The following is a 13,424-nucleotide window of genomic DNA, read 5'->3' as shown; positions in this document are numbered from 1 at the left end:
CGACTAACGAAATAAGGGCACAAAAGGCATATGGCGGGGGATCTCGGCAACGAGCGTGACAATCACGGCCACAATGCGAACGATCTTGCCGACGAGCTGGCCAATTTTGGCAGCCCGCGGCGGCGTTGGCGCGTGACGGCGCGTCTCGACGAACTGTTTCGCACCGTATCGCTGTATGCCGTGCCCGTCGCGATCATGCTGGTCTCGGGCATCGTGTTGCTGTTTCAGGACAGTCAATATGCCGTGCGCGGCGCGACGCCGCTCGCTTTCCAGGCACTGGGCGATCTGCCCGCGACGTTGGCGCCGCCGATGGTGCAGAGCGCGCTTGAGCGCACACCGAACGTCGATCAATACAGCACGCATTTGTCTGAGACGCCGGTATGGTTTCGCGTCACCGTGCCACCGGTAGACGACGCGCAACACACCGTCATCGAATTCCCTTCACGCCACGCGCAGACGTTGGCCTGCTGGCGCAATCCGGACGCCCCGGCCATCGGCCGCGCCGATCGCAGCGATGTGAGTGGCGCGTTTCGTGTGTCGAAGGCCGGTTTCGCCATCGATTTGGGACCATTGACCGCGCCAGTCACACTGCTTTGCGAAGGCACTTTCTCAGGCCCGGCCCATCTGTCGCTCGTCGCGTGGCCAGCCAGTGAACTTCGTATCTCCGAGAAGGAATTCCATCGCAGTAACGGGCTGCTCGAAGGCGGCTTGCTGACGCTCTCGGCGTTCGTGCTCGTCACGGCCATCATCAACAAGGAATGGCTGTACGTGCTGTTTGCGGCGTGGCTGATCGGCAACTTGCGTCTTGCCGCGAACTCGCTCGGGGCCGACACGCAATGGCTGGAGCGCGCGATCCCCACCGAGTGGGACGCGCTGGTGCGCAAGGCGACATTCGCCATCTATTACGTCCTCACGTATTCGCTCTTCACGCAACTCTTCAAGCGAGAGTTGCGCCGCGTCGGCATGAAGTGGCTCGTGATGATTCTTCAGTGGGCGGGTGTCGTGCTTTGCTGCGCGGCCATCGCGCTGCCGTATGCGCACTTCATCCCCGTGCTGTGGGCGGTGGCGGCGCTCGGTATCGCGATTGTGCTGTTCCTGCTGGTGCGCATTCTCGTGGCCACACGCTCGCGGGTCGCGATCTGGTACAGCGCGTCGCTGGCCATCGTGCTCTTTGCGACCTTCTCCGAAGTGATTGCCGCTGCGTTCAACGCGCGGGCCCTGTCGACCGCGCTCAACAGCGTGACGGCGGCGCTGTTCTCGAGTCTGATGGCGGCGCTGGCGATTGCCGAGCAGATGCGCGCCGAGCATCAGGGCAAGCTGGAAGCGCAGGCAGAACTGCGCAATGCGTACGACGTGACGCCGGTCGGTCTCTTCACGCTCAACGATCAGGGCACGTTCGTGCGGGGCAATGCCGCGCTGCATACGATGCTCGGTATTCCGGGCACCGAGGGCCGCACGTACCGCTGGGATCAGTTCTTCGGCCAGAACACCTGGCGCATGTTGCTCGACGTTGCGCAGCATAGCGACGAATCGGAGCTGGAAATCCTGTCGTTGCCGCGCGACGACGGCCGTACGAGCCGATATCTGGTCAAGGCGATCTTCGCGGACAGTCGGATCGAGGGCTCGTTGCAAGACATCACCGAGCGCGCGCGGACGATGGAGCAATTGCGATATTTGGCCGAGAACGACCCGCTCACCGGTGTCTCGAACCGGCGCGGCATCGAGAAGTCGCTGGGAGAGGCAATTCGCACGCTCTCGGACGCTCGCCCCGCGGCGCTGGCCTATCTCGATCTGGACCGCTTTAAGCTCGTCAACGATTTGTTCGGCCATGCGTCCGGCGATGAAGTCTTGCGTCAGGCATGCGACCGGATGCGCTCGCGCCTGTCGGCCGACCAGAGTGTCGGGCGAACCGGTGGCGACGAATTCATCGTGGTGTTTCGCGACGCCACCATCAAGGAAGCGGCCGCCGTGGCGCGCCGGCTGGTCGACGCGATTGCCGGCGAGCCGTACCAGATTGGCGAGCGCGCGTTTCAGGTACGCGCGTCGGCAGGGGTGATCGAGCTGACCACCGACATGCGTGTGCCCGACGCGATTTCGTCGGCAGACCGTGCTTGCCGCGAAGCCAAGAAGAGCCGGCGTGAATTGGTGGTCTACGAGCGCGGCGCAGCGGCGTTTCGCGAACGGCTGGCCGAATTGCGCCTCATCGACGCCTTGGATGCGGGCTTGACGCCCAACACGCTCTTTCTGGAAATGCAGCCGATCATGGAGATGGCTGCGCCCAGCGGCTCGCTCAACTTCGAAGTGCTGCTGCGCATGCGCGACGGCGAGGGCAATATCGTGCCGGCCTCACGCATCATCAGCGCGGCGGAAGAGAACGGCACGATCGGCATGATCGACAAATGGGTGCTCACGAACACGCTCACGTGGATCGACTCGCACCGTGAGCGGCTGTCAAAGACACAGTTCGTGTGCGTGAACTTGTCAGGCGCGTCGCTCAACGACGAGCATTTCATTCGCGATATTTTTGCGACGCTGGCGGCCCACGAGCGAGCAGTCGGTCTGTTGTGCATCGAGATTACCGAGACCGTGGCGCTCCACGATCTGGACAATACGCGCCGCTTTGTCGACCGCATCCACCAGATGGGCGGGCGTATCGCGCTCGATGACTTTGGCGCGGGCTTCAGTTCTTTCTCGTATCTCAAGGATCTGGCCGTCGACGCGATCAAAATCGACGGTGCCTTCGTCAAGAGCATGGCGGCTCACCCGGCCAATCTGGCCATCGTCGAGGCGATCGTGGCGCTGGCCAAGAATCTCGGCATTCGCAGCGTGGCCGAATGGGTGGAAGATGCCGCCACGCTCGAAGCACTCTCCGAGCTGGGCGTCGACTACGTGCAGGGCTTCCTGATTGCACGTCCGCAGACGCCAGAGGCGATACTTGCCGCCGAATCGGCCGCGAGTTTCGTGCGCGACCCGCAACTGGCCGCCTTGCTCGTCGAGCTGGGTCAGGCCTACTACCCGAGCGAGCGCGGCAGCACTGCGCTGCACTAGGGTCTGTTCCCCCTACGGTCGTATGAAGTATTTCTGCCTGCCGGATTGCACGTATTCCGCGCAATGATTTATTTCCGCGAAGTTTCATTTCGGCGCCTATCTGAACGTGTCGATTCCCGCGCAAGCCCGGCAGAATGGGGCTTTGCGCTGTCAAGTGACCTCCACAAAATCGTCATCAGGACGTAACTCGTCGTAAGAATTCCACTTGGGATAAATCTTGTCCCGCGTAAAGAACGGGTGGCAGAATTTGTTCATCGACGCGACCGGAGACAAATCCGGTTCATCGGTGGCGGTTTCTGCGGGCGGGGGTGAGCGCGGAGTAGGACGGCACCGGCGATTGGCGACACGATCGACGCGCGAGAGGCAACGGGGTTAGGACCATGTGCATCCACGAGATGTGCGCGGCGCGACTAGTAGACCTAACCAAAAAAACGACAATGATTTCGACACTGCTCAAACTTCTGTACCGTCACAGCCATGCTGCGAAGTGGCGGCACAACGAGCGCCTGTGGCCGCACGCGCAGATCGTGCGCGACGCGACAGGTGTTATCGAGCGCTTCACGTGGCGGGGCCGCAACGTGCCGCTGGCGCGCCGCGCCGAGTTGCAGCAACTGCGCCGGCTGCCTTGCCACATCGTCGCGAGCGGCCCGTCGGTGGCCGACATTGACTACAACGCGCTGCCGATGCATCACGTCATGGGCGTGAACGGGGCGATTGCGCTGGTCGACCGCGCACCGGTGAAATTCAATTACTACTGCCTGCTCGATGCGGGGTTTGTCCGCCAGCGCCCGGATCTGGCGCGCCGCATCGTGGCGCGTGACCTCGTGCTGTTCGTCACGCCGGTGGTGTTGGCCCGTCTGCTCGAAACCTATCCGATGTCGGCATTCGGCTGCCGCTTCTATTTGGTCGATGACATCTTCAAGCGCGGCATGGAAGCGGTGCGCACGCCTGCCGCCTTGCGCGCCGACCCGCGCGTGGCCGCCAGTGCCGCGTTCTTCGGCGACGATGGCCATCTGGGCTACAGCTTCGACATCGACAACGGATTCTTCCACGGTGGCACGGTGGCGTACTTCGCGCTGCAAGTGGCGACGTGGCTCGGTTTCTCCGAACTGTATCTGCATGGCGTCGACCTGCGCGATGCCGCACAGACGCCGCGTTTCTACGAAACGATGCAGTCGCGCGCACCGACGCGCCTCGACGCGGAATTTGCCGATCTGATCGAGCCGTCATTCCGGCAGGCGTCGCAAGTGCTGCGCTCGCGTGGCGTTCGCGTGGAGAATCTGTCTCGCGAGAGTGCGCTCGGTGACGAGATTTTCGCCAAGGTCGACTGGCGCTCGCTGCGCCGTCGCAACCTCAGTCTGGTGGTGCCGGGGGATGTCGTGCCGGCGTCGCTCACCGACGTGGCGGGGGTGCCGGCAACGCCGACGTTCCGTCCGACGGGGACCCACGGTCACAAATAACGCAATGTCTGAATGGCGTTCGGCGCGGGGGGCTCCCGCGCTGCACCGCCGCCATGTCACCGCAGTGACATAATCGTGTCGCAATTGGGCCAAGAAGGCCGCCACATCACGGTCTACCTGCTACAATCGCTCTCCGGGTTTTCCTGAAGCACGAGCGATTATGGGGTTTGGCTGGTTCGGACTGTCGACGTTTTGGTTGCTGGCGTTGTGCTGGCCTGGCGTGCGGGGTCTGCTTGGCGGTGAGATACGACTCTTCGGCCCCGGCACCCTGCGCATGCTCCTCGGCGTTCCGCTCGCCATGGTGTCGAGCGCGACGCTTGCCGCACTGACCGGCGGCGACAATCCCAGTGCCGGTGGCAGCATCGGCCAATCGTTCTCCCACGCTTTGCAAGTCACGCTTGGCGGCACGCTCGCCATGGGCGTCGCCGGCTTTGTCCTGTTGTTCTCCCTCCCGCTTGTCTTCGGCACCACTTGGTGGGGCATGTTTGCGCGCACCGGTTCGGGCAGCGCAGAAGACGATGAGGAGAGCGACGTTCCGCAGGGTTCGCGTTTCGGCAGTCGTTTGGGAAGCCATTTTGGCAGCCGTTTTGGTTTTGGCGGTGATTCCCGTGCGGACACACGTCACGAGAGCGGCTACGGCACGCGCAGTGAACCGACCCGGGGGCTGTCGCAAATGTCGTTCGACGTGCCGGAGCGTAGTGATCGCGTCGATCGCAGCGAGCGTGCCGAGCGCTTCACGCCGACGGTGGGGCAGGGCCATCACAACGTTGGCAGCCTGACCGAAGAACTCGTGCCGCGCCGCCGTGGACTCTCGGCGCAACCGCCCTGGAAACTTTCCGACGAAGAGCGTGCGCGGCTTGACGCCATGCAGCCGCCGCCCCCGACGGTGCGCGGTGCCGGTCGCGCCGAGCCGTCGTTCCGGCCAACCGCTGCGGGCGGTACCCGAGCGGTATTGCCGCGCGGTGCCTATGCCGCCGGGACCAGCCGGGGCGATACGCTTCGCATGACGGAATTCGTGCGCACCGAACCGGGGGCGCAAGCGCAAGCTCAAGGACAAGGACAGGGACGTCCGGCACCATTGCCCGGCGCGACACGTTCCCCTGCGTCGACGGCAAAAACAACCACGGCGACCGCTGCGGTTACACCGGCGTCGTCCGTTGCTGCCACCGAGGCGGCATTGCACTCCACGTCGATTGCCGGCACGGCCGCGTATCGCCGCCCGGTCGGCACGGCGCCGGCGCACTTGCGCGGCACGATCGTGCGCAGTCCCTTCCGCAAGCCGCAACTCGGTCTAGAAGATATGCCACCGCGTGGCGCCCAACCGGCGCCGGTGGTGAGTCAGGGCAATGCGTTGCCGGGATCGCGCGCGGTGGATGCATCGGCGCCAGTGTCGTCAACGGCGACACCCGTGTCGGCTCCCATGGCCGCCCCTGCGCCCACGCCAGTGTCGTCGCTGCCGAAGGCAATCATCGCTGCCCCGGTCGCCGCCGCACCCACCATGCAGGGCGCGGCGTCCTGGTCGGCTTCGCATGCGGCGACGCCGATCACTGCCGACTTCTCCGAATTTTCTCCGCTGCCGTCGTTTTCACATACCGACGGTATCGCGTCGGCCGACACGTCCAGCGAACTCCCCGATGTCCCCGAGGTGCCGCCGGGTCCTACGCCGGAAATGATCGCCCGCGAGGTCGCCGCCCGCGCCGCCGAGGTCGCGCGTCAACAGGCACTGGCCGACTTGCGCGAAGAGGCCGAAGCGCTGCTGCGCGACCTGCGCTCGTGGTCGTCGGGCGACGCGCCACAAGCGATTGCCCAGAGCGTGCCGGACGCCGTGCCGCAGCCGCCTGCCGACGTAGCGCATGAGGCAGCCGCGCCGGCGATGCCGGTGGAGCAGGCGGTTGCGCCTGAACCCGAGCGGGCGATGGACGCATCGATCACGGCACAAGACGCGGTATCGCCTTTGCCCTTGCCGGTGTCAGTCACGCCGCGTCGTTCATTCGTGTTCGCTGACGTATTGGCGAGCGTTGAAACGACTTACGACCGGGACGACCACATCGGCGCTGGCGGCATAAGCACCACCATCAACACGGACACCGCCCTCGAAGGGGAGGGGAGTGCCGTCGAAGCACTCGTCGCGCCGCCGGACATCACCATGCCGCCCGATGACGACGACCTGAGCGACACGCAGCACAAGCCGCATTACGTCTTGCGCGCCGACGGCACTTGGGCGCGCACGGATGCTGCTGACGCAGACAGCGAGCCGCCGTTTGACGTGGGACCGCCTGACGTCGATCGTGTGGACGATGCCGCCGCCGACGACTGGCAAGCGTTGCCGCAGGTCACCCATACCCCTTATCAGGCCGCGTCGCCGACGATTCCTCCGGTGGTGGTGCCGAGCTTTGCTTCGGCACCCGCCATCCCGTCGTTTGCGAACTTCGCGGCGCGGCCGCCCGTCGAGCCGCCCCAAGCCAATTTCACGGACGACACGCCGTACGAAACACCCCCGCCGCGTGTGGCCGTCGATTACGATCTGCCGTCGCTTGACGAACTGACGCCCGCGGTCGCCGTGACCGATGTGGCGCATGAAATCTCCGAAGAAGCGCTCGCGGCCGTCAGTCAGCTGATCGAACAACGGCTGGCCGAATTCAAGGTGCCGGTGACGGTGGTCGGTGCATCGGCCGGGCCGGTGATTACGCGCTTCGAAGTCGAACCGGCTGTGGGCGTGCGCGGTGCGCAGGTGGTCGGGTTGATGAAGGATCTGGCGCGCGCATTGGGTGTGACGTCGATTCGTGTCGTCGAAACGATTCCGGGCAAGACGTGCATGGGCCTCGAATTGCCCAACGCCAAGCGTCAGATGATCCGCCTGTCCGAGATTCTGGCCGCGCCGGTATTTGACGCCCATCCGTCGCGCCTCGCGCTGGCGATGGGCAAGGACATCACGGGTGAGCCCGTCGTCACCGATCTGGCACGTGCGCCGCACTTGCTGGTGGCAGGCACGACCGGTTCGGGCAAGTCGGTGGCGGTCAACGCCATGATCCTTTCGCTGCTGTACAAGGCGACACCGGACGACGTGCGGCTCATCATGATCGACCCGAAGATGCTGGAACTGTCGGTCTATGGCGGCATTCCGCACCTGCTCGCGCCGGTGGTGACCGACATGAAGCAGGCCGCCCACGCGCTGAACTGGTGCGTCGGCGAGATGGAAAAACGCTACCGCCTGATGTCCGCACTGGGCGTGCGCAATCTGGCCGGTTACAACGAAAAGATCGCCAACGCGCACGCCGCAGGCCAAAAGGTCAGCAACCCGTTCTCGCTCACACCGGACGCGCCCGAACCGCTCGATCGCCTGCCGTTCATCGTCGTGGTGATCGACGAGCTGGCCGACCTGATGATGGTCGCAGGCAAGAAGATCGAAGAGCTGATCGCACGTCTGGCGCAGAAGGCGCGCGCGGCCGGCATTCACTTGATTCTCGCAACGCAGCGTCCGTCGGTGGATGTCATCACCGGTCTGATCAAGGCCAACATTCCCACGCGGGTCGCGTTTCAGGTGTCGTCGAAGATCGATTCGCGCACCATTCTCGACCAGATGGGTGCCGAATCGCTGCTGGGGCAGGGCGACATGCTGTTCCTGCCGCCGGGCACCGGCTACCCGCAACGGGTGCACGGCGCGTTCGTGGCCGACGACGAAGTGCATCGGGTCGTGCAGCACTGGCAGCAATACGGCGAACCGGAATACGACGAAGCGATTCTGGCGGGCGATCCGGCCGATGCCGCCTCGGCCGATCTGTTCGGCGAGGCCTCTGCCGACGCCGAGGCCGACCCGCTGTACGACGAAGCCGCGGCCTTCGTCCTCAACACCCGCCGGGCGTCGATCTCCGCAGTCCAGCGCCAATTGCGCATCGGCTACAACCGTGCGGCACGTCTCATCGAGCAGATGGAAGCGGCCGGGCTCGTCACGCCGATGGGCCGCAACGGCACACGCGAAGTGCTCGCGCCGGGCGGCACCGACTGATCTTCCCGATCTTGCAACAGATGCGCTCTGCGCGAGCGCATCTGTTGCATCGCACATCTCCTCACCTCGCCCTCGTGCCCGTATCCGGTGCAAAAAAGCGTTCACGCGCGTCGTGAAAGCACGCTGCTAATCGCCGTCCCTTACAACTCCCTTACGACCCGTCATCCGAGTCGAATTCTTTCGCACTCCGTTCTGACTTGCGGACACGCGCCGTACATGGCGTACAAAAGAAAACCCCTTCGAAACCCGCATGAAATGGGGCTTGCTTCGCGCAAACCCGCATCACCGTAGGGGTATTCCCGTCTTTGCGGGCAAAACTCAGGGGTCACATAATCGGCCCGCTAGGTTGGTCGTTCGAAGCGTGCTTTACGGTATCGCCCTGACACGAAATTACAAGACCGGGGCGGTGCGGCGGGGTCAGAACGAACTCGTGAATCGCGCCTCCCACGGCAGGGCCTGCGACATGGATAAGCGCCGAAAGAAAGCGTCATATCGAAACGCATCGCACCGAAGGAGACCCTTATGCAATTCCGATTCAAGCTCATGGCAGGCGCTGTCGCGTTCGCCATCTCCGCTACTACCGCATCGCTGGCCATCGCCGCCGACCCGATCAAGCTCGGCGTGTCCGGGCCGTTCACCGGCGGTTCGTCGTCGATGGGCGTGTCCATGCGTGACGGCGTGCGCCTGGCGGCTGCCGAAATCAACAAGTCGGGCGGTGTGCTGGGCCGCCAGATCGTGCTGGTCGAGCGCGACGACGAAGCCAAGAACGAGCGCGGCGTGCAAATCGCCCAAGAGCTCATCAACAAGGAAAAGGTCGTTGCCACCGTCGGTTACATCAACACCGGCGTTGCACTCGCCTCGCAGCGTTTTTATCAGGACGCCAAAATTCCGGTGTTCAACAACGTGGCCACGGGCACGGTGATCACCGACCAGTTCAAGGCCCCGCAGTATCCCGACAACTACGTCTTCCGTAACGCCGCCAAGGACAGCATTCAGGCCCCGATGATCGTGGAAGAAGCGATCACGCGCCGTGGTTTCAAGAAGCCGGCCATTCTGGCGGACTCGACCAACTACGGTCAGCTCGGCCGTGAGGATCTGGAAAAGGCACTCGCCGCGAAGGGCATCAAGCCGGTCGCCGAAGAGAAGTTCAACATCAAGGACGTCGACATGACGGCGCAGTTGCTCAAGGCCAAACAGGCCGGCGCCGACGTGATCCTGACCTACGGCATTGGCCCGGAACTGGCGCAGATCGCCAACGGCATGGCCAAGCTCGGCTGGAAGCTGCCGATCATCGGCAGCTGGACGCTCGCGATGGCGAACTACATCGACAACTCGGGTGCGAACGGCGAAGGCGCCCGCATGCCGCAGACGTTCATTCAGGAGCCGAACACGCCCAAGCGCAAGGCCTTCATCGACGCCTATCTGGCCATGTTCAAGCCGAAGAACAACCGCATCGACTCGGCGGTCTCGGCAGCGCAAGGCTACGACTCGGTCTACCTGCTGGCCGCTGCCATCAAGCAAGCCGGCGGCACCGATGGCCCGAAGGTGCGTGCCGCACTGGAAGACCTGAAGGCACCGGTGGAAGGCGTGGTCACGACCTACGACCGTCCGTTCTCGCATGACGACCACGACGCCATCACGGCCAACATTCCGGTGTTCGGCGAAGTGAAGGGCGGCCGCGTCGTGTATGCCTACGACACCGACCTGAAGGCCGGCAGCAAGGTCCGCGAGAAGGTGGCTGGCAAGTAAGCCTGCCTGTGCTCGACAGGCTGCACCCAGATGCAGCCCTGACGGGTGACCCACGGCGCGCGCCGTCCACGACCCAAGCCCACGGGGAACACACGGGCAAACGGTCTGGCGCGCGCGCCGTTGCCACACCCGCGGCCTGCCGCCGGCACTCGGGACCGGCGTGAGGCTCGTGATCCGTATGCCTCCCGTGCATCACTCGTAGGCTCGCACTCGCGAGAGAGGACCGCATGACCATCCTGATTCAACTCATCTTCAGCGGCATCGCGCTGGGGATGATCTACGCCGTGATCGCCTTCGGTTACCAACTGACGTTTGCGACGTCCGGCACCCTGAACTTCGGCCAGGGCGAAGCGCTGATGCTCGGCGCGCTGGTCGGCCTTACCCTGGTCGACACCCTTGGTCTCAATTACTGGCTGATGATCCCGATCGTGTGCCTGTTCGGCCTCGTGCAGGGCGCGTTCGTCGAGCGCATCGGCGTGAAACCCGCCTTACGCATCAAATCCGAATTCGGCTGGATCATGTCCACCATTGCGCTGGGCATCATCTTCCGCAACGTGGCGGAAAACGTCTGGGGCCGTGACGATCTGAAATTCCCGTCGCCGTTGCCCGAAGCCCCCGTCAGCGTGCTGGGCGCCAACGTGTTGCCCATGGAAATGCTGGTCGTCGTCGGCGCACTGCTGATGATGGCGGCCGTCGAGCTGTTCAACCGCCGCTCGATCTACGGCAAGGCCGTGGTGGCCACGGCCAACGACCGCGACGCGGCCGGCCTGATGGGGATCAACACGAGTCTCGTCATTACGTTCTCGTACGCGCTGTCGTCGATGGCCGCCGCGTTTGCGGGCGTGCTCGTCGCGCCGCTCACGCTCACCGGTGCCACGATGGGCGCGGTCCTCGGCCTGAAGGCGTTCGCGGTGGCGATCATCGGCGGGTTGTCGAGCGGGATGGGCGTGCTCGTCGGTGGTCTGATTCTCGGCATTGCCGAGACGACCACGGCGTTTTATGTGTCGACCGGCTACAAAGATGTGCCGGGCCTCGTGCTGCTGTTGCTCGTTCTGGCCGTGAAGCCGGCGGGCCTGTTCGGCAAGACCGCGATCAAGAAGGTGTAACCATGACCGCACAGACCACCACCTCCCGCGAGGCCGGCGATCTCGGCGGCCTGCGCATGACCGCGAAGCTCGCGGGCATCGTCGGCATTCTCGCGCTGTTCGGCTTTCCGCTCGCCGTCGGCAACCCGTATTACATCCACATGATCGAGACGATCATGATCTACGCGATCCTGCTCTTCGGGCTGGATATCGTCGTGGGCTACACGGGGCAGGTATCGTTGGGCCACGCCGGCCTGTTCGGTATCGGCGCCTATGTGGCGGGCGTGTTCTTCGCCAAGCTCGGGCTCTCGCTCTGGCTGGCACTGCCGGCGGCCATTCTGGTCACGGCCGCGTTCGGCGCAATTCTCGCGTTGCCTGCACTGCGGGTGATCGGGCCGTATCTGGCCATGGTGACGCTGGCGTTCGGCACCATCATCCAGATTCTCATCAACGAGATGGACTTCCTCACCTCGGGGCCGCTCGGCATCAAGCTCACCAAGCCGCTCATCGGCGGGCACCCGATGGATGAAGTCGAGTACTACTGGCTGGTGGCGGTATTGCTGCTGCTGAGCATGCTGGTGGCGCATCGCATCCTGAAGTCGCACCTTGGCCGTGCCTTCGAGGCACTGCGCGATTCGCCGGTGGCGTCGGACTGTATGGGTGTGTCGGTGTATCGCTACAAGGTGTATGCGTTCGTGATCAGCGCCGGTTTCGCCGGGCTCGCAGGCAGCCTCTATGCCTACTCCGAGCAGTACATTTCGCCGAACACGTACAACTTCGAGTTGACGATTCTGTTCCTGCTCGCCGTGATCATGGGCGGTCGCAAGACGCGCAGCGGCTCGCTGCTGGGGGCGGCCATCATCGTGCTGCTGCCGCAGTTGCTCGATGACATCGCGACCTTCCGTATCGTGGCCACCGCCATCGCCGTGGTGACCACGGGTGTCGCCGTCACCGCCATCGCACGCGGACGCACGAGCCTCGCCAAAGCCGCCGTGCCGATCGTCGGCACGATCGCACTGGCGAGTGTGACCTGGTGGCGCGACAACATCACCGACTGGCGTCTGACGATTTTCGGTCTGATGATTCTGTTCGTCGTGTACTACCTGCCCGATGGCATCGTTGGCTTCCTGCGTGCCAAGGTCATGAATCGCCGCCGGGCAAGTACGGTGTCGGCGGCGCAGATCGACGAAGGCGCCGGGAGCACCACCGATCCGGTACTGGCGGCCGCCGCGAGCGGCCCGGAAGAGTTGCTCAAGGTGCGCCAGCTGCTCATGCAGTTCGACGGTCTCAAGGCGCTCAATCAGGTGGACCTGACGGTCAAGCGTGGCACGATTCACGGCTTGATCGGCCCCAACGGCTCGGGCAAGAGCACGATGATGAACGTGCTCACGGGCATTTACGTGCCCACGGCCGGCAGCATCGAGTTCGCCGGGCAGTCGCTGGCCGGGCGTACGTCGGCAGACATCGCGCTCTCGGGCGTGGCACGCACGTTCCAGAACGTGCAGTTGTTCGGCGAAATGACGGCGCTCGAAAACGTGCTTGTGGGGTTGCATCACACGTTCGGCTCGACACTGGTCGATGTGTCGTTGCGACTGCCGCGTTACAAGCGCGAAGAAGGCGGGGCACGTGCACGGGCGATGCGGCTGCTGGAGTTCGTGGGGCTGGCACCGCTGGCCGACGAGGAAGCGCGCAATCTGCCATACGGCAAGCAGCGTCTGCTGGAGATCGCACGGGCACTGGCGCTGGATCCGCGCTTGCTGTTGCTCGACGAGCCGGCGGCGGGGCTTACGGCACCCGATATTCGCGAGTTGCTCACGATCATTCGCAAGATCCGCGACCACGGCATTACGGTCATCCTGATCGAGCACCACATGGACGTGGTCATGAGCACGTGCCAGACGGTGTCCGTGCTCGACTTCGGGCAGAAAATCGCGGAAGGGCTGCCGGCACAGATTCAGGCCGATCCGAAGGTGATCGAAGCCTATCTGGGCGGCGCAACGACGACTCACTGACGCGCGCCATGTCACGGGGGCCGGCCGGATCGGTGCCCGTGACGTATCAGGCAGCCACGAACTC

General features: G+C 64.2%; 6 protein-coding genes. All 6 read left to right on the top strand.

Annotated features, from left to right (window positions below; translation table 11 throughout):
• Positions 1 to 30 precede the first annotated feature (30 nt).
• The 6 genes from CDV44_RS16585 to CDV44_RS16560 all read left to right on the top strand — a co-directional run bounded on the left by CDV44_RS16585 (position 31) and on the right by CDV44_RS16560 (position 13,360).
• The gene (locus CDV44_RS16585; RefSeq protein ID WP_087689011.1) at positions 31 to 3,048 is read left to right on the top strand and encodes a bifunctional diguanylate cyclase/phosphodiesterase; all 3,018 of its coding nucleotides are present in this window, start codon (positions 31 to 33) and stop codon (positions 3,046 to 3,048) included.
• Between the two features lie 437 nt (positions 3,049 to 3,485).
• Complete coding sequence (locus CDV44_RS16580) at positions 3,486 to 4,508, top strand: hypothetical protein (protein ID WP_087689010.1); 1,023 nt, start codon at positions 3,486 to 3,488, stop codon at positions 4,506 to 4,508.
• A gap of 160 nt (positions 4,509 to 4,668) precedes the next feature.
• Positions 4,669 to 8,514, top strand: coding sequence for a DNA translocase FtsK (locus tag CDV44_RS16575; RefSeq protein WP_141118756.1), 3,846 nt, complete (start codon positions 4,669 to 4,671; stop codon positions 8,512 to 8,514).
• Positions 8,515 to 9,036: 522 nt separating this feature from the next.
• A complete protein-coding gene (locus tag CDV44_RS16570; RefSeq protein WP_087689009.1) occupies positions 9,037 to 10,263 on the top strand; it encodes an ABC transporter substrate-binding protein in 1,227 nt (408 codons plus the stop codon).
• Positions 10,264 to 10,490: 227 nt separating this feature from the next.
• Positions 10,491 to 11,369: a branched-chain amino acid ABC transporter permease gene (locus tag CDV44_RS16565; protein WP_058378854.1), complete on the top strand. Its 879-nt coding sequence runs from the start codon at positions 10,491 to 10,493 to the stop codon at positions 11,367 to 11,369.
• 56 nt (positions 11,370 to 11,425) lie between these two features.
• A complete protein-coding gene (locus tag CDV44_RS16560; RefSeq protein WP_087689121.1) occupies positions 11,426 to 13,360 on the top strand; it encodes an ATP-binding cassette domain-containing protein in 1,935 nt (644 codons plus the stop codon).
• The last annotated feature ends 64 nt before the right edge of the window (positions 13,361 to 13,424 follow it).

Source organism: Pandoraea sp. PE-S2R-1, from assembly GCF_002179865.1.
In the GTDB taxonomy this organism is placed as follows: Bacteria; Pseudomonadota; Gammaproteobacteria; order Burkholderiales; family Burkholderiaceae; genus Pandoraea.
This window is presented reverse-complemented; position numbering and strand designations above follow the sequence as displayed.

Excerpts from the sequence above, each read along its gene's own strand:
- CDV44_RS16585 (WP_087689011.1), top strand. The coding sequence starts at position 31 with ATGGCGGGGGATCTCGGCAACGAGCGTGACAATCACGGCCACAATGCG.
- CDV44_RS16580 (WP_087689010.1), top strand. The coding sequence starts at position 3,486 with ATGATTTCGACACTGCTCAAACTTCTGTACCGTCACAGCCATGCTGCG.
- CDV44_RS16575 (WP_141118756.1), top strand. The coding sequence starts at position 4,669 with ATGGGGTTTGGCTGGTTCGGACTGTCGACGTTTTGGTTGCTGGCGTTG.
- CDV44_RS16570 (WP_087689009.1), top strand. The coding sequence starts at position 9,037 with ATGCAATTCCGATTCAAGCTCATGGCAGGCGCTGTCGCGTTCGCCATC.
- CDV44_RS16565 (WP_058378854.1), top strand. The coding sequence starts at position 10,491 with ATGACCATCCTGATTCAACTCATCTTCAGCGGCATCGCGCTGGGGATG.
- CDV44_RS16560 (WP_087689121.1), top strand. The coding sequence starts at position 11,426 with ATGACCGCGAAGCTCGCGGGCATCGTCGGCATTCTCGCGCTGTTCGGC.